The sequence below is a fragment of the Enterobacter sp. K16B genome, from assembly GCF_020216105.1.
In the GTDB taxonomy this organism is placed as follows: domain Bacteria; phylum Pseudomonadota; class Gammaproteobacteria; order Enterobacterales; family Enterobacteriaceae; genus Enterobacter; species Enterobacter sichuanensis.
This window is the reverse complement of the sequence record NZ_JAIWJZ010000005.1, coordinates 19,585-36,915: the sequence shown is the minus strand read 5'-3', so window position 1 is coordinate 36,915 and position 17,331 is coordinate 19,585. Positions and strand designations below refer to the sequence as shown.

17 protein-coding genes are annotated in these 17,331 nt (G+C 57.6%); 5 read left to right on the top strand and 12 right to left on the bottom strand.

Going from position 1 to position 17,331, the window contains the following annotated elements; genetic code table 11:
- Positions 1-60 precede the first annotated feature (60 nt).
- The 3 genes from LDK53_RS01395 (at position 61) to LDK53_RS01385 (ending at position 2,855) form a co-directional block, all read left to right on the top strand.
- Complete coding sequence (locus tag LDK53_RS01395; protein ID WP_126800735.1) at positions 61-813, top strand: 5'-nucleotidase, lipoprotein e(P4) family; 753 nt, start codon at positions 61-63, stop codon at positions 811-813.
- 142 nt (positions 814-955) lie between these two features.
- Complete coding sequence (locus LDK53_RS01390) at positions 956-1,942, top strand: MBL fold metallo-hydrolase (protein ID WP_095451292.1); 987 nt, start codon at positions 956-958, stop codon at positions 1,940-1,942.
- Between the two features lies 1 nt (position 1,943).
- Entirely contained in the window at positions 1,944-2,855 is a 912-nt protein-coding gene (locus LDK53_RS01385; protein WP_225283548.1) for a LysR family transcriptional regulator, read from the top strand.
- A gap of 15 nt (positions 2,856-2,870) precedes the next feature.
- On the opposite strand, the gene LDK53_RS01380 is transcribed toward LDK53_RS01385, so the two are convergent.
- Positions 2,871-3,863 carry a hypothetical protein gene (locus LDK53_RS01380; protein WP_225283537.1) on the bottom strand — a complete coding sequence of 331 codons (993 nt, stop codon included), beginning with the start codon at positions 3,861-3,863 and terminating at the stop codon, positions 2,871-2,873.
- 524 nt (positions 3,864-4,387) lie between these two features.
- On the opposite strand from LDK53_RS01380, the gene LDK53_RS01375 reads away from it, so the two are divergent.
- Both LDK53_RS01375 and LDK53_RS01370 read left to right on the top strand, forming a co-directional pair.
- Positions 4,388-4,675, top strand: a complete 288-nt coding sequence (locus LDK53_RS01375; protein ID WP_225283535.1) for a VF530 family DNA-binding protein — start codon at positions 4,388-4,390, stop codon at positions 4,673-4,675.
- A gap of 7 nt (positions 4,676-4,682) precedes the next feature.
- Positions 4,683-5,975, top strand: coding sequence for a glycoside hydrolase family 10 protein (locus LDK53_RS01370; RefSeq protein WP_225283523.1), 1,293 nt, complete (start codon positions 4,683-4,685; stop codon positions 5,973-5,975).
- 40 nt (positions 5,976-6,015) lie between these two features.
- Here the strand turns inward: LDK53_RS01370 and dsbG are convergent, their stop codons facing one another.
- The 11 genes from dsbG to LDK53_RS01315 form a co-directional block, all read right to left on the bottom strand.
- Complete coding sequence (dsbG, locus tag LDK53_RS01365; protein ID WP_225283512.1) at positions 6,016-6,774, bottom strand: thiol:disulfide interchange protein DsbG; 759 nt, start codon at positions 6,772-6,774, stop codon at positions 6,016-6,018.
- A 41-nt stretch (positions 6,775-6,815) separates the two neighbouring features.
- The gene (locus LDK53_RS01360; RefSeq protein WP_225283510.1) at positions 6,816-7,427 is read right to left on the bottom strand and encodes a DsbA family protein; all 612 of its coding nucleotides are present in this window, start codon (positions 7,425-7,427) and stop codon (positions 6,816-6,818) included.
- Positions 7,428-7,434: 7 nt separating this feature from the next.
- Positions 7,435-9,459 carry a protein-disulfide reductase DsbD family protein gene (locus tag LDK53_RS01355; protein ID WP_225283508.1) on the bottom strand — a complete coding sequence of 675 codons (2,025 nt, stop codon included), beginning with the start codon at positions 9,457-9,459 and terminating at the stop codon, positions 7,435-7,437.
- 48 nt (positions 9,460-9,507) lie between these two features.
- Positions 9,508-9,879, bottom strand: coding sequence for a hypothetical protein (locus tag LDK53_RS01350; RefSeq protein WP_225283506.1), 372 nt, complete (start codon positions 9,877-9,879; stop codon positions 9,508-9,510).
- A gap of 87 nt (positions 9,880-9,966) precedes the next feature.
- The gene (locus LDK53_RS01345; protein ID WP_225283603.1) at positions 9,967-10,527 is read right to left on the bottom strand and encodes an RNA polymerase sigma factor; all 561 of its coding nucleotides are present in this window, start codon (positions 10,525-10,527) and stop codon (positions 9,967-9,969) included.
- A 5-nt stretch (positions 10,528-10,532) separates the two neighbouring features.
- Entirely contained in the window at positions 10,533-10,952 is a 420-nt protein-coding gene (locus tag LDK53_RS01340; protein WP_025756496.1) for a hypothetical protein, read from the bottom strand.
- Between the two features lie 274 nt (positions 10,953-11,226).
- Positions 11,227-11,655, bottom strand: a complete 429-nt coding sequence (locus LDK53_RS01335; RefSeq protein WP_225283504.1) for a hypothetical protein — start codon at positions 11,653-11,655, stop codon at positions 11,227-11,229.
- A gap of 180 nt (positions 11,656-11,835) precedes the next feature.
- Positions 11,836-13,386: a methyl-accepting chemotaxis protein gene (locus LDK53_RS01330; protein WP_225283502.1), complete on the bottom strand. Its 1,551-nt coding sequence runs from the start codon at positions 13,384-13,386 to the stop codon at positions 11,836-11,838.
- A gap of 89 nt (positions 13,387-13,475) precedes the next feature.
- Positions 13,476-14,492 (bottom strand): LacI family DNA-binding transcriptional regulator, encoded by a 1,017-nt coding sequence (locus LDK53_RS01325; RefSeq protein WP_095451278.1) that lies wholly within the window; start codon positions 14,490-14,492, stop codon positions 13,476-13,478.
- Positions 14,493-14,520: 28 nt separating this feature from the next.
- Complete coding sequence (locus tag LDK53_RS01320; protein ID WP_225283489.1) at positions 14,521-15,927, bottom strand: sucrose-6-phosphate hydrolase; 1,407 nt, start codon at positions 15,925-15,927, stop codon at positions 14,521-14,523.
- Positions 15,927-17,297 (bottom strand): sucrose-specific PTS transporter subunit IIBC, encoded by a 1,371-nt coding sequence (locus tag LDK53_RS01315; protein ID WP_045285762.1) that lies wholly within the window; start codon positions 17,295-17,297, stop codon positions 15,927-15,929. The genes LDK53_RS01320 and LDK53_RS01315 overlap by 1 nt, the downstream gene beginning before the upstream one ends.
- Positions 17,298-17,331: the final 34 nt, after the last annotated feature.

The window sequence follows — 17,331 nt, the reverse complement described above, 5'->3', positions numbered from 1 at the left end:
ATTTGTCATTAAATTTCACTACCCTTTCCGGATTTTAAACAAGGCGTTGAGGAAAGAAGCGTGAATTTTATGGCGAAGGCAGTACTGCTGGCATTACCTGTTCTGAGTGCGACGGCAACGGCCGCTGAGAGCAACCTGTGTGAACCCAAAGCGTACGAAATGGCGCTGCGCTATCAGCAGAAATCGGCTGAGATTATGGCTCTTCAGCTACAGACATATCGGTTTGCCACCGAGCGTTTCAATGAAAAATTAAAAAATCTGAAAACGCCCGAAAATTACGCCGTGGTGATGGATCTGGACGAAACGGTACTGGACAACACGCCTCTGCTGGTGCGCGACACAGAGCAGTGCCACGACTATACAAAATGGGACACCTGGAGCGACTGGGAGAAACAGGGGAAACCCGGTTTGATCCCGGGGGCGAAAGCGTTTCTTGACCACGTGAATCAAAGTAAGGTCCGTATCTACTATGTCTCGGATCGTATGCAGGAAAACAAAGCCGATACGCTCAATACCTTAAAAGCCCTCGGACTTCCGCAGGTCTCCGACGAAAGCGTGCTGCTGGATACCGTCAGTAAGGAAGAGCGTCGCCAGAGCATTCTCAAAAAGCAGCAGATCGTGATGCTGTTCGGCGACAGCCTGCCGGATTTCGCGGTGCAGTTTAAAAACAAAAAACCAAGCGAGCAGCAGCGCGAGCTGGTGGAAGCCAGTAAGGCGCACTTCGGCGATGACTGGATTGTGCTGCCTAATGCCGCTTATGGCTCATGGTCCAAAGCCACGCCGGACAGCTGGAACGCACCGCTGAAAAAATAATGTCTTACGGGCCGGGAAAGCTATCGCGCGCCTTCCCGGCCTTTCGGTTTCCTATCCATCCCGTTTATAGGTCCTATCATTTCTGGGCAGCTTCTTATAATTTTACGGAGCAGTAAGATGAGCACTTTCAAAGGAGACTCGTATGCTTACCGTGAAAAAACTTGCTCTTTCCACGCTGATTTCCAGTTCACTGCTTTTTTACCCTGCGCTCCAGGCCTCTGCAGAAACGCCGCAGCACGTCGTTAAACAACCGGCGGGCGGTTACAGCGTGCAGGTCGGCGACGTGCTTGTCACCTCGTTTACGGACGGAACCGTCGCGCAGGATCTGCACACGCTGCTGCGCCGGACAACGCCGCAAAACATTGATGCCCTGCTCGCGAAAAATTTCCAGACCAACCCTGCCGAGGTGTCCATCAACGCTTTCCTGATTGCGATACCCGGACATAAAATCCTGGTGGATACCGGGTCAGGCCAGCTCTTTGGCCCCGATGCCGGCGGACGTCTGGTTGAGAGCCTCGCCACGCAGGGAATAAAACCCGAGGACATTACTGAAGTCCTGCTGACCCACGCCCACTCCGATCATGCGGGCGGCCTGGTGAAAGACGGCAAGGTGGTGTTCAGCAACGCCCGCGTCTTCGTTGGTAAACCGGACATCGACTTTTTCTTTAACGACGACAATCAGAAGAAAACTGGCTACGGCAAGAACTACTTCGATGTCGCGCAGAAGACCTTAAAACCCTATCTTGACGCGGGTAAAGTGGTGCCGTTTAGCGGCACATCGGAGATTCTTCCGGGGCTTACCGGCACGGTTCATCCCGGACACACGCCGGGTTCAGCCTTCTACACCCTGGAAAGTAAAGGCGAGAAGATCACCTTCGTGGGCGACATCATTCACGCCGCGGCGGTCCAGTTCCCGCAGCCTGCGGTGACCATCACCTACGATGAAGATGAGAACAAAGCGGCAAGCGTACGCGAGCATGCGTTCGCTGACTTTGTGAAAAATAAAGACCTCATTGCCGCGCCTCATCTGCCGTTCCCGGGCATCGGCTATGTGACGAAAGGCGAGAAAGGCGGCTATGCCTGGGTCCCTGTGACCTATACCAACCGGGACGCCAGCAGCGCGAAATAAGATGACGCGGATATCTGACATGGACATAGACCTGCTCCTGACGCTGGATGCCCTGCTTCAGGACAGGAACATCACCCATGCGGCCGCGCGGCTGGGCATCAGCCAGCCCGCGCTGTCCGCTCGTCTCGCGCGTCTGCGCACGTTGTTTGGCGAACCGCTGTTTATCCCCTCCCCGCATGGACGCGGGGTATTGCCCACGCCGCGAGCGGAAGCGCTTAAGCCCCAGGTGGAAAGCGTGCTGCGCGGCATCAGCGCGATGTTTGCCCCCACCACGTTCGAGGCGCGAACCAGCCGCCGGACCTTTGTTATTGCGCTGCATGAAAACCCGGCGCTGATGCTAGGCACCGGGCTGCTTAACCAGGTGGTTACCGATGCTCCCGGTATTCGCCTGCGCTTCGCCCTGCCCGAGATGGCCGAACTGCCGCAGCAACTGGAGAACGGCGATGTGGACATCTACATCGGCGTAAGCGCGGGCGCCCATGACGGCTGGGTGAGGCGCAAACTCCTCGACGACGCTTTTGCCACCGCCCAGCGTAAAGGCCATCCGCGCGGGACAGGTCCGCTGGATCTGGAAAGCTACTGCGCGCTTTCTCATCTGGTGGTCTCCTCTGCGGGGGATCCGTTCACCGGCTTTGTCGATCAAACCCTCGCCGGGCTGGGCCACCAGCGACACGTTGCCATGTCCACGCAGAGCTACGCCGTGGCGCCTGCGCTGGTTGCCGGTACCGACCTGGTGTGTACCCTGCCGGAACGGATGCTGAAGCAGTTTGCCAGCACGCTGGATCTCTTTACGCCGCCGCTGCCGCTCCAGCCGATTACCATCAACATGTACTGGCACCCGAAGAACAGCCAGGATCCGGCGAACGCCTGGCTGCGCGAGCAGCTGCTGCGGGCGGCTGGACGTCAGGTGTGATGATTCCAAAGTGAGCTATTCATCACGGCGATTACGTTCAAATCCCCTCCGTCCTCTTGCAGCCCACTCAGCATTGAGCACAACATAGCGCTCAAAGCGCTCACGCAGTTGCGTGAGCTTCAACGGTAGTTCTTTGGTGACAAAAGCTTCCGGGATGTCAAAATCATCAAGATGTCCTGCAAGGTAGGAGTGAACAGCCTCCAGTACATCCGGCAGCGTGATGTTGTTGCTTTGTTGCCTTTCAAGTAGCGGACCCTGCCAGCTATGCCAGAATGCTTGCTGGCGTAGGCAACCTTCATCATTAGCCAGCCGCCACAAGTCCATAAATATCTCCCGTGCTACTTTGAAGGGCTGTTCATCAAACTGCTCGATGAGAAAGAAATAACATGGGATTTTCAGCGCGTTAATTCTGGCAATTTCAATTTCTGCATCGCGACGTAAGTTAATCAGATTACTAAAGCGAGAGCGCATACAGGCGACAGGGGTGAGCACTCTTACCTTTTCATTCATTTCTGGCATGCCAGGGCCGGTGGCTTCCACATAAAATGGAGCAGTATGCAGGTAAAGTTTTGCCCCTAGAAAATCAGAATGGTCAAAACCTCCGGGCCGGTCGATAATATCCACCACATTTGGCTCGTCAGGCGCATCCGGTACGGCAAACAAGCGTCCATCATCACGCTTGATATCGTGAGTGTCCTGATCGATAAGCATGAACAGTGCAAGGGATGGTGGCTGGCCGTCTGTGTTCTCCCACGTTTTAACGTTTAGCGTTTCGGCTATCGCCGCAATATCCTCTTTCCGGGCGCTATAATCGCAATCAACAGAAGTTATAAGACGCTCGTCAGGCAACCTGTCGCCGTATTGTGCATGATAGTAGGATATCCAATATTGTACGGCCTGACCGCCGACTGTGATAACGGCATGTCTGAGCCTATCAGCATTGCAGATCAGTTGCTGATTTAGCAGATATATCTGCTCATAGGGAGGAATAACATCTTGAACAGGCATAAAAAAACCATCAACGAATGATGGTTTATTGTGCCTTAAAGTTCAGGATCAGGCAAAAGTGATAGCGTGAGCAAATTTATTGCTAGCTGACTTGCTGAAACGACTTTTCATGGCAGGCTTGTATCCGTCACGACCACGCGCTACCTGCACCGCTACGGCATCGTAACGTTTATGCTGCTTTTGTTTGGCTTGTGCGGGAGACATAATTAAGTACCTGACGGTTGAAACATACAAATCGGTTGACGTAACTATACGTCACGAAACTACATCACACAATAGTGAGCTATGGTTAGACATCAACGATGTCTGCCCCACTGGCAACCACTACTCTGGCCGCATCGGTTTGAAGCCGCGCTGGTCACTGCTTTCGTTGCCTTTTGCGGATAATTTTCTTCTTCCATTTTCCTTTTGTTCACCTCTCCGAGGTGAAGAAACCTCACGCCAAAATTGCCGCTTCCCCTCCTTTCTTGGTACCCTTTCAGCGTTTACCCCATTCCCCTGAAAATCGAGACATCCGGACGCCTATGACTGCACATATTTCCAAAGATCCTTTGCATGGCGTAACGCTGGAGATGATGGTCAACGCCCTGGTGGCGAAATATGGCTGGCACAAGCTGGGCGACCGAATCAAAATTAACTGTTTCAGAAAAGACCCCAGCGTTAAATCGAGCCTGAAATTTCTGCGCCGTACCCCGTGGGCGCGCGCGGAGGTTGAAGCCCTGTATCTGGACTCTCTCAACGATGAGGGACACGCAGAACAGGAAGCGCCCGTCTTTAATCCCTGGGCCAACAGTCGGATTATCAAGAGCTAATACGCAAATGACGCGACACGTAAAACGGACTGGTGCGCTGGCTGCCTGCGCACTTTTACTTGTAAGTTGCTCCTCAAAACCGCCAAAGTCACTGGTTACCCCCCTTCCCACCATCAGCAAACCGACGCAGCAAGCAAATGTGCCGATGCGCGGGATCTGGCTGGCGACCGTCTCGCGTCTCGACTGGCCCCCGGTGGCCTCGGTGAACGGCCGCAGCGCGGATCAGCGCATCGCGATGCAGAAACAAGCGCTGACCAGCAAGCTCGACAACCTTAAACACCTCGGCATTAACACGGTGTTTTTCCAGGTGAAGCCCGACAGCACGGCCCTCTGGTCATCAAAGATTTTGCCGTGGTCAGATACGCTAACGGGCAATATCGGTGAGTATCCGGGATACGATCCGCTGCAGTTTATGCTCGATGAAGCGCACAAGCGCGGCATGAAGGTCCATGCCTGGTTCAACCCTTACCGCGTGTCGACCAATACTAAACCGTCCACCATCGCCGCCCTGAACCGGACGTCCTATCAGACCCCGTCCAGCGTCTATGTCCAGCACCCGGAGTGGGTGCGCATCTCGGGCGACCGCTTTGTGCTCGACCCGGGCATTCCCGACGTGCGGGACTGGATCACCAAAGTGGTCACCGAAGTGGTGGCGAACTACCCGGTAGACGGCGTGCAGTTCGATGATTACTTCTATGCAGAATCGCCGGGATCCGCGCTTAATGATTCCCAGACCTGGCGGCAGTACGGCCAGGGATTTGCCTCCAAAGCCGACTGGCGAAGACACAACACGCAGCAACTGATTGTCCAGGTCTCCCGGGCGATTAAACAGACAAAGCCCGACGTGGAGTTCGGCGTCAGCCCGGCAGGCGTGTGGCGCAACCGCTCCTTTGACCCGGCAGGCTCCGACACCCGCGGCGCCGCGGCCTATGATGAATCCTACGCCGATACGCGTCAGTGGGTTCAGCAGGGCCTGCTGGACTACATCGCCCCGCAGATTTACTGGCCCTTCTCGCGGGATGCCGCGCGCTACGACGTGCTGACCAGATGGTGGGCCGACGTGGTGAAGCCGTCCCACACGCGCCTGTACATTGGCATTGCGTTCTACAAGGTGGGTGAGCCGTCAAAAAATGAGCCTGACTGGACGGTTCAGGGCGGCGTGCCGGAGTTGAAAAAACAGCTCGATCTCAACGATTCGCTGCCCAACGTTAACGGCACCATCCTGTTCCGCGAAGATTACCTCAACCGCCCGCAGACGCAGCAGGCGGTGAATTACCTGAAGGGACGCTGGGGTGGCTGAATGACAACCAGGCAGAAACGCCCTGTTTCTGCCTGGCTATTTACGGCTTCGGCCCGAACATCGCCTCAAGCTGCTGCGCATCAGGCATACCGACCACCTGCTGCAGCTCATTTTCCGCATTCAGATAATAAATGGCTGGCGTGGCGTTAGCGCCCAGGCTGTCCATCAGCGCCTGGTGCTTCTGCAGTATCGCTACCGTTTCGCGGGAAGCCTCACCCTCTGGCTTCGGCAACTTTTTCCCACCGGAAAGCTCGTATTCGTGCCAGGCCGCCACCGGATCTTTCGCATTGAGGATCGCGGCGGCGTTACGTCCGCTGTTGGGGTTGATGAACGCCACCAGCAGCGTATTGAGCTGCACCTTACCCGCCTTCACCCACGGCTGCGCCTCGGACCAGAACTGCTTGCAGTACGGACAGAACGGATCGGCAAAGACAAAGACCTTACGCGGGGCGCTATCCGCCCCTTCCTTCAGGGGATGTGCCGCGTTGAGGTTTTTCCACATCTCGCGCCCCATCGGGGCGTAGATCTCTTTCTGGAAGTAGCCTTCGCTAAGGTTCTTCCCCTTGTCGTCATAAAGATAACCTGAGATCACGTGCTTGCCGTCCGGCGTTAAAAACAGCGTGACGCCCATGTCCTGATACTGCCCCAGCCAGGCTGGCGCCCCGCCGGGAGCATCCAGCTTCTTGATGATTTTAATGTTCTGCTGCTCGCTGAAGTGCTTCACCACATCCGGTATGGCTTCAGCCGCCTGTACCAGCCCTGACGTCGCCAGCGCCGAAAGTAACAGTAATTTTTTCATTTCCCTCTCCGGTTTGTCGGGGGCATTCCGCCCCCTTCAGGTTAGCGGTTTTTCAGTGCGTCACTGACCATTTCATCGAACTGTTCGAACGGCACCCAGCCGGGAAGCAGTCCCTCGCCGATAAGGGTGGCGGGCGTGCCCTGGATCCCCATTTTTTCCGCGACGATCAGGCTGCGCTTGATCGTCAGCAGGCTCTCGTCATCCGGCGTCGTCACGTTCACGCCCGCCCGCTTCTGCGCCTCCTGAATGCTGGCCTCATCGTGGTACCCCTTTTTCGCCATCAGGGTATGGTTGAGTTTCATAAACTGCTCTGGATGCGCACGCCAGACGGTTAATGCGTCTCGCGCGGCGGTGAGCGAACTTTCCGAACGGAAAGGTAAAAACTTAAAGACTACCGCCACGTCCGGGTGTTTTTCGACAATCTTCTCCAGGTACGGATCGAATTTTTTACAGTACGGACAGTTGTAGTCGGTAAACACCACGAGGGTGAGCTTTGGTTTTTTCGCGCCGATGCGCGGGGAGTTCGGGTCGTTAAACAGGAAATCAGCGATCATCTGCTGCGCGCGCTGCTCCTGGTCCGGCGTCAGCGGCTGGGCCGCGAACACCTGAACCGGGGCCAGCAGAAACAGAAGCGTAATAAGGAGTGTTTTCATCGTACAGTTAGCCTTTTGCGTTGTTCAGGGTGGTGACCAGGGTGCGTTTGTCCAGCAGCGGCGAGAGGATTTCGCCATCAGGCAGGCCGGGGCCATACACCGCGTTAAACGGGATGGCGTAGCGGTTTCGCTTCGCCAGAAACGCCGCGATGAGCGCGGACGGCTGGCTCCAGTCTCCGCGCAGGGCCACCACGTCCGGCTGGCGCAGTGCGGCAACGATCTCCGGCTGAGTGAGTACCCGATGCTCGTTCACCTTACAGGTTACGCACCAGTCGGCAGAGATATCCACGAACACCCGTTTCCCCTGCGCCAGCGCCTGCCCGATGGCCGCCTCGCTGAGCGGCTGCCACGGTATGGCCTGCGCGGTATTTTGCGCCGGCGCGTCAGGCGGCGCGTTAAGCAGCCCGCGCACCTGATACCCGCCGAACGCCGACAGCGCGATAACCACGAGCCAGAACAGCGGCGAGGCCGTTTGCCGCTTCATTGCGAACAGCGCCAGCGTGACGGCGACCAGCATCAGCAACACCACCTGAGTGACCCTGTCGCCCAGATGCAGGCTCAGCAGCGTCGCCAGCCAGAAGCTGGAGGCCAGCATCATCAGGCCGAGAACGACTTTCAGCGTGTTCATCCAGCGACCGGGTTTCGGCAGCAGCAAGGCCGTTTTCGGCACCAGGGCGACAAACAGCCACGGCAGGCTCATGCCCACGCCGAGCATCAGGAAGATGAGCCACAGGGCGTGCAGCGGCGCGCCAAGGGCAAAGGCAACCGCGGTACCCAGAAACGGCGCGGAGCACGGGGTCGCCAGCAGCGTGGCGAACATCCCTTCACAGAAGCTGCCGCCAATCCCCGTCCCCCCGGCCGTTGCCAGCCGCCCGGCGGCGGCAGAAGGCAGCAGCATCTCAAAGACCCCAAACAGGTTCAGCGCAAACAGGAAGGTGACGGCGACCATCAGGCCGATAAACCACGGGTTCTGGAACTGAATGCCCCACCCCAGCGACGCGCCGGCCAGCTTCAGCGCGGTGACCATTGCGGCCAGCAGCATAAAGGAGGTCACGATCCCGGCGCTGGTGGCGAGAAAGCGCAGCCTGATCGTGCGGCCATCCGAACCCGCGTGCAGGATGCTGTTGAGCTTCATGCCCATCACCGGCAGTACGCAAGGCATCAGGTTCAGGATCAGCCCGCCCAATAGCGCAAACAGCACCATTTTGCCGATCCCGTCCGCCACTGAAGTCTCTTCGGGCGTTGTCCCAACGGTCATGGTGGTTTGCTGCGCGCGATCGCCATTGGTCAGCACAAACGACAGCGCTTTGCCTTTCAGCGAGGCGGGCTTATCGCCCCATTCATCGGTGACGGGGACCGTTACCCGAAGCGTATTGCCGTCGTGTTTAATGACCGGCTCGCCGGGCAGAATGTCACCCTCCAGTGGGTCAAAGAAGATCCCCGGATTATCCCATTTCCCGTCCGTCGTCCCCGTCACCACCAGATTGCCGTCAGAAAGCCAGGCCGACAAATCGGCGGAAACGCCGGAGGTGCCCGGCACGGCGCGCATCGCTTGCGCGAAGGCGCTGCGGAAGCCCTCATCCACCGGTTGGGTAAAATCGAGGTGCAGCGGGTAGTCCGTCAGCAGGCAGACGTTGCTGCAGGTAGAGAGCGTGAGCGTCCCGTCGAGCGTGTCGCCCCTCACCCCGTCGAGCGTAATCGGAATAGTGACCTTATCGTGATAGCCCTGCGTGGTCATGCCGGAGATATCGAAGCGCGACGGGACCGGCCAGGACCAGCTGTCCGTTACGCCGTCCGGCCAGCTGATTTTCGGCGCCACGCCGCCCTCGCCCGGCGATCGCCAGTAGGTTTTCCAGCCGGGTTTTAGCTCAACGGTGAGCAGGCCCTTAATGTGGTTTTGTTCCCTCTCCGCCTGAAAGCGGATGCGGGCGTGATCGTTTTGGGGGGAAACCAGCCAGCCGGTGTCCGCCGCATGGGCAATGCCGATGCAGGACAGCCACAGGAAGACGAATCCCCTGAAGAGGTTAACCATGTTTTACTCCGTGAACAGTGAAAAATTATCGTGCGGTGACGATGATTTTCACTCACGGAAAACGCAGTTTTTCAGGTGTATTCGGGGAGGCGGTGCCTGAACGGGCTGTTCGACGGGCGCAAACGCCCGCCCTTGCGTAACCAGCTGCAGCAGCGCGAAGAAGATAATAATGGCTGGTAGCGCACCGTCGAAGAACAGCGGCTGCGCGCAAAGCAGCGAGTGCGCGCCCAGCTGACAGGGCGACGGGCCGGGCTGTTCCGTATCGCTGGTTTGCGCCGGGGCATCAGCTACCAGAGAAATCTGCGGATCCAGTCCCTGTAAAAAATGGTTGAGCATCACCGCACGCTGCACGAGGCAAAGCGCCATCGCCAGACAGGTGATAATCAAAAGCCATTTTCCGAGGAGCTGACGGTTGCGCATAACATTCCAGAGTAACAAGACGCCCCGATCATAAACGATAGTGATGAATCTACAAGTGCCGGAAGTGTAAGGTTTTGTCTGTCACCGCTATTCGCCCGTTAGCGCGTCATAGACGTCCCGCAGCCGGGTGCGCAGAAACAGTACTGCCTTATGCTTGCGGGATAACAGCGCCTGTTCGCTGGCACCGGTCTCCTCTGCCAGCATTTTAATGCTGTAGCCGTGGAGCTCGGTCTTCTCAAACACCTCCCGCTGCGGCGGCGGCAGTTCAGACAGTGCCTGCCCCAGCTCTTCCCACAGCAGCGTTTTGAGGTACTCCTCCTCCGGCGTGTGCGGTACGCCAAACAGGGTTTCGGCCAGCTCGTCCTCCGGGAAACCCTCGTCGTCATCGCCCGTAAAATAGCCGGAGAGCGAGACCTCGCGCTTTTTACGCGCCCGGTCGGTCATCTCGTTACGCGCCGCGCGGAACAGCCAGGCGGCGACGTTTTCGACCGGCTGTTCCACTTTCATCAGCTGATACGTCACTTCCTGCAGAATGTCGTCGGCATCATCACGGACGGACGTCCGTCCGCGAATGAAGGCTCTCAGCCGGGCGCGGCAGACATTGAGCGCCGACAACAGCATGGATCCGCCCGCCTCCCCGGCTTTCATTTCGCTCACTCTGCTTCCGGCGCTTTTGGCGTGGCGTCGTCGCGCTTATCGTCACGATGCCCGTGCCAGCCGCAGTGCCCGCGGCCGTGACGACCAAACCCTTCGCGGCGCTGCTGAATAAACGCCTCGCGCTGCTCGGGCGTCATGTTCATCCAGCGTTCGTGCATGCGGCGGTGCGCACCGAACATCCCAGGGCGGAAGCCCAGCCCGCCAAACAGAATGCGGCTTAGCACCAGAATACCCAGCGCCTGCCAGAATCCGATGGCCTTCACGCCAAGGATCGCCGGAAGCAAGGCGTTCCACAGGGACATCACCAGCAGGCCGAGCACGATGAAAATCACCGCGCCGATGACTAATCCCTTGCCCATACGGTGACGACCAAATCCGCGCCCGTGACCTCTGCCGTGCATTTCAAAATCTCTCATGGTGTTTACCTCGTTTACCGTAACTGATTATGGCTTGTGATGAGGTAGACGGATGAGGGAGGGAAATATTGCTGGGGTGGATGAAAATTTTTTGTGCTGTCGGATTTGGACTCATAGCTGTTAGAGTTGGCGGGCGCTATGAGTCACCTTCAGGCCATCATTTTTTGCGTAATGAAGTCGCTAGTCTTCGCTTGACAGAAAAGGAGAAAGGCGCGAGTAAATGGCATAAAAAGTCCGGCAGTCTGAGTGCCGGTCTTGTAGCGTAATTCAAGCATCAGTTTTGCCATGAAATGATGTCGTCCAGACCAGAGAGCAGGTCGTGAAAGTAACTTTCATCAATCTCGAAGGAATCGTCAAGGGTAACACTGTCAGCATGGTTTTCAGGCATCAGTACCATACTCACTCCAACAGCCCCGGCAAAATGTGCCTGATGAAACTTAAGCATAACCTGCTCGAATGCCGAGGTTAAACTAATATCCTTAGACTTTGTACCTGTCGTTAAGGCCTGATGGAAAGCATGTGCATCATTCCTGAATTGCTCTAACTGACCGACAAAAAACTCTGCAGCAAACTCTGTTTTTAAGACAGGGATTGAGAATTCAACCCATACCATAATACGGCTATAGGCAGGCACCTCGGGTTCAGTCAGCCTTTCATAGGGCGTTAATTTAAGGTGTCTGTCACCGCTTGTGATATCTATCATGCCCCCCCCTTACGGCATGTACTGAAAATGCATAATAGTCCAGTCAGCTTCCCTGACCAACACCTCTAGACGGTAAGTCTTGTAAATATAAGTGCTTTTAAAACATGAAACTTTGTCTGATACGGCTTTCCCGTTACGCCAGACATTAAATAGGCTCCCTCAGGAGCCTCTTATATTCAATCAAGCCTGCACCGGCAAACTAAAACTCGAAATACTCCGCGATAGCTGCTGCGCCTGCTCTTCCAGCGAGGCCGCTGCCGCGGCGGACTGCTGCACCAGCGCGGCGTTCTGCTGGGTCACGCCGTCCATCTCGGTCACCGCCTGCCCGACCTGGCTAATCCCGCGGCTCTGCTCTTCCGAGGCGACGGAAATCTGCTCCATCAGCGTATTCACCTTATTGACCGACGAAATAATCGCGTCAATCACCGCACCTGAACGGCTCACCAGCTCCGCACCGTTTTTCACGCTGGAAACCGACTGGGCAATCAGGCTCTCAATGTCCTTGGCGGCCACCGCACTTTTCTGTGCCAGGGTGCGCACTTCGCTGGCCACGACCGCAAAGCCACGGCCCTGGGTACCGGCGCGCGCCGCTTCAACCGCCGCGTTCAGCGCCAGGATGTTGGTCTGGAAGGCGATGCTGTTGATCACGCTGGTGATGTCTTCGATGCGCTTCGAGTTCGCGGCGATGGTATTCATCGTGTCGATGACTTCGCGGGTCACCGCTTCACCGGTGTGGGCATTTTTCACCGCGTCCTGCACCAGTTTACCGGCCTGGAACACATTGTCGGTGTTGTTCGCCACCGTCGCGCTCAGCTCTTCCATGCTGGCCGCCGTCTGGGTTAATGCGGAAGCCTGCTGCTCGGTGCGTGACGCCAGGTCAATATTCCCGGAGGCAATCTCCTGGGCTGCGTGCGTCACGGTATGGCTCGCATCGCGTACCTGAGCGATGGTTGACAGCAGTGCCTGACGCATCTGCTCCATCGAGCTCATCAGATGATCGATTTCGTTATGTGCGCTCCCCTTCACCGGCACCGGAATGTCCAGCTTACCTGCCGCAATCTGGCTGCAGTGCTCGCGCGCGAGGTTGACCGGCGCGAAGACAAAGCGCTTCATCAGCAGGCTGACTGCGATGATCACCACCACAAACAGACTGGCGATTGCGGCAATGATCGCCAGGCCAGAGACGAAGTTACTGCTCGCATCTTCATTCAGGCTTTTGGCATATTTCTGGTGCACGGAAAGGACCTGGTCGAGAACGATCTCGTACTGGCGATCGAGGCGGGACACTTCCGGGATCAGCGCGTCAAACTTGCCGACATCGTGTGCCGCAGCGGCATCAATCAGCGGCGCAAGCCCCTGGTTGCGGTAGTTCTGCCAGGCATCCTGATAGGCACTCACCAGCGGCGCTTCATCGCTCAGGCGCGGTGACGCCATAAAGGCCGCAAACGCGTGGTCCGCTTTGGTCAGCGCCTCTTTCACGGCGGTCAGCTTTGCTGCCCCGTCCGCCGCGTTGCCCGCTTCCACCATCTTCACATACTCCATCACCCGAACGCGCAACGTACGGCTGTGGTTAATGGGGTCAATAATGGACAGCACCACCTGGATCTCTTTGTTGACGTTATCCAGGGAATTATTACTTTTAATGATGAGGCCAACGCTGGTGACAGTGCTGACAACAAAGAAGAAAAGCAGCGAGAACAGGATAATCAGGGACGACTTTTTCAACGACATAAACCAATACCTCAAGGAGAATTATTCCTTATGGTTATCGGCGCTTCCAAAACTTAAATTAATTAAAGTTATTGAAGTATCGAACCGGGCTATTTCGCTGACTTATAGCGTCGCTGCAGGGTGGCATTGAGCTTGCGCTGCAACGGCTGCGGCGTCTCCCCTTCGATTAATTTGCTAATCAAATCAAAGCAGTGCCACGCCAGCTGGCGGTTATCCTGGCGAATGGTATCCACGGGGATCGTCAGCGAATCATAGAGATAGTGATCGTCAAAACTGGCTAACCTGATATCGCTTTGCAACAGGTTATGTTGGCCCATATAGCGCAACACCCCTTCCAGCAGCCCGCAGGCGGCAGCGAACAACGCTTTCGGCGGACGTCCCAGCCGGGCGCAGAGTTCGGCAAACATCTCGTAACCGGAGCTCGGGTGATAGTTGCCGTGAATGATCCACTCCGGACGCAGTTCCACACCGGCATCACGCAGACCCTGTTTGAACCCTTCCAGGCGGTCGCGCGTCGGGGATAAGCGGGGCTGGCCGCCGAGGAAGTAGAACTCATCAGGATGCTGGCGCGCAATATCCGCCACCAGTTCCGTCGTCGGGGTAATAGAGTCGGTGATCACCAGCGGCAGCGCGCTGTCGTTGATGTGGCGGTCAAACAGGACCACCGGCAGCTGCTCGCTCAGCTTATGGTAGTCCGCGTCGTTAAGCATGCTGGAGGCCACGATCAGCCCGTCCACCTGCCGCGCCACCATGTTGTTCACCACCACCGTCTCCTGCCCCGGGTTTTCATCGCTGCAGGAGATCAGCAACTGAACGCCCGCCTCGCGGCACAGCGTTTCCAGCTCGTGAGAAAAGACGGCAAAACCGTAGTTGGTGATCTCCGGAACCACCAGACCAATGGTGTGGCTGCGGTTATCCCGCAGCGAACGGGCGTGAATGCTGGGTTGATAGTGGTGCTCTTTTGCAATCGCCAGCACGCGCTCACGCGTCTCTTCCGCCACGCGAAGCTCTTTGCTGCGACCGTTCAGGACCAGGCTGGCGGTGGCTTTGGACACCCCCGCCAGCTCCGCGATGTCTTTGATGGTGACGCGTTTTGTTTTTCTCACAACGACTTAGATCCGGCTGCCAAAACCCTCATTCTATCATGCACGTGCGCAACGACCAGTAGCGTAATGTGATGTCGGACGCACCTTCGAATCGCACCCGGGCCGGATGGACAGGAAAATAGCGGCTGCTCATCACCCCTTCGCCGTGGTTGATGAAAATTTCAACGCTGGAGCGGTCGCACAGGACGCGTAAATGACGGACGTCGCCCTGCCAGTAGCGGGTCAGCGTTTCACCGGTTTCCAGGCTCGCGCGTTCCAGACGCAGGCCCTGCCCATCGACGCTGAGGCGCAGCGCGCCGGCAAAATCGACATTCACCTGCGAAGCGCCCAGCTCAAACTCCAGGCGCGTCGCGTCGAGTGCGGGCGCGGCGCTGGCGCGCCCCTGCCAGTTGTGTTCATCTTCGCGCAGCGCCGTCAGCTCACGCACCGGGGTCTGCCAGAGCCTACCGTCGCGGTACCGTAATTCGCGCGGACAGGTCATCTGGTGCATCCAGCCGTGCGCCCGCGTGGGCTGCAGCATCTCTTCCCCGTCCGGTACGCCCATCCAGCCGATCAGAATGCGGCGACCGTCTTCCGCCAGCGTGGTTTGCGGGGCGTAGAACTCAAAGCCCGCATCCAGTTCGTGCAGCTCGCCGTGATCAAACCGGGCGGTGGAAGAGTCAAACGCCCCGCTCATCCAGGTGGCCGGATAGGTGTTGAGGTAGCGATGCGGCTCGCGCGCCAGCCCCTGTGGGCAGCAGATCAGGACGTGCGTCCCGTCGAGGGCAAACAGGTCCGGGCACTCCCACATATACCCTGCATCCGACAGGCCGTTGACGCCGTGACCGGCGATCTCCCCACAGGATTGCCAGGCGTGCAAATCGGCTGACTTAAACAGCAGCACCTTGCCGCGCTTTTGCACATCCTGTGCGCCAAGCACCATGTACCACATCCCGTCGTGCTGCCACACCTTCGGGTCGCGCACGTGGCCGGTGTAGCCTTCCGGCAGCGCCAGCACTGGTCCCAGCTTCATGAAGGTTCCGTCCGGCTGTTCCACGGCCAGGCACTGCCAGGCCGTGCGGCTGCCGTCATCAAACTTGACGTTGCCGGTGTAGCACAGGGTCAGGACGCCCGCGTTATCCACGGCGCTACCGGAATAGCAGCCGTTGCGGTCATACTCTTCATCCGGCATGAGCGCCAGCGGCTCGTGCCGCCAGTGCACCAGGTCCGCAGAGCTCCAGTGCCCCCAGCACTTAAAGCGGTGCTCGCAGTCCAGCGGGTTCCACTGATAAAACAAGTGATAGCGGCCAGCAAACCAGATAAACCCGTTCGGGTCGTTCATTAGCCCCGTCACCGGCGCGGGGTGCCATTGCGGATAATGGCTGTCCGCGAGCGCCCGCGGCTGACCTTGCATAACGGCCTGCAGGATCGCAGGCCAGCGGGAAGGTAACGTCATTATTCAGAGTCCGTTTTATATTTCAGCAGCAGTGAGACGGTAAACGCCACGCCGAAGGCAATCACCATGCCGATAATATAGTTCAGCAGCGAGCTGGCCTGCACAATGGCCATACCCGGAATGGCAGTCAACCCGACGGCGGTCATGTAGACATGCACCGACACCACCCAGGCACCGCCCACCGCGCCGCCAATCAGCGCGGCGATAAACGGCTTAACGAAGCGCAGGTTGATACCAAAAATAGCCGCTTCGGTGATGCCGAGCATCGCAGAAAACGCCGATGGCAACGTAATGGCTTTGATTTTGGCGTCTTTGGTTTTGAACCACACCGCCAGACAGGCGCCGCCCTGCGCCACGTTCGCCATGGCCCAGATAGGCAGCAGGAAATTAACGCCAATCGACGGATTGCCCAGCAGCCCGGCTTCGATGGCGTGGAAGCTGTGGTGAATACCGGTGATTACAATCACCGAGTAAAGTCCGCCAAACAGCAGTCCCGCCAGCCAGCCCGCGTGGGCGATAAGGGTGCTGAGAATAAAGGAGATGCCGTCCCCCAGGGCGCGCCCTGCCGGACCGATAATCAGCAACGCGATAAAGCCGGAGATCACCACGGTGAGGAACGGCGTCAGGATCAGGTCTAAGGCGTCCGGAATCACGCGGCGCAGGTTTTTCTCCACGATGCTCATAAACCAGACGGCCAGCAGCACCGGGAATACCGTGCCCTGATAGCCAATCATCGCGATCTCAAGGCCGAAGAAATTCATGGTGTGGAAACCCGACGCCACGCCCCAGGCGTTGGTCAGCGCGGGATGGGTCAGAATGCCGCCCAGCGTTGCGCCAAGATACGGGTTACCGCCAAATTCCCGCGCGGCGGTAAAGCCGATCAGAATAGGCAGAATGATAAACGCCGCGGAGCTGCACATGTCCAGCATGATGTAGAGGGCGTTATCCGCATTGACCCAGCCGTAGGTTTTCACCATCCCGAGCAGGCCCATCAGCAGACCGGACGCCACAATCGCGGGAATGATCGGCACAAAGATGTTGGAGAGCAAACGGGCAATGCGCTGGAACGGGTTAAGCTTGCGCGCCGCCAGATCCGCGGCTTCTGATTTACTGGATTCGCTGATCCCCGCCGCCCGGATAAACGCGGCGTACACTTTGTTAACCACGCCCGTACCAAAAATCACCTGCATCTGCCCGGCATTACGAAAACAGCCTTTTACGCCGTCAACCTTGCCGATAGCCTGCTGATCGGCAAGCGCGTCATCGACCAGCACCAGACGAAGACGCGTTGCGCAGTGTGCCGCGCTGGCGATGTTCTCTTTGCCACCGAGCAGCGGAATAAGCGCGCGGGCGATATTATCAAAATCCATAGATACCTCTGCCTGACTTCATTTTTTATGATGT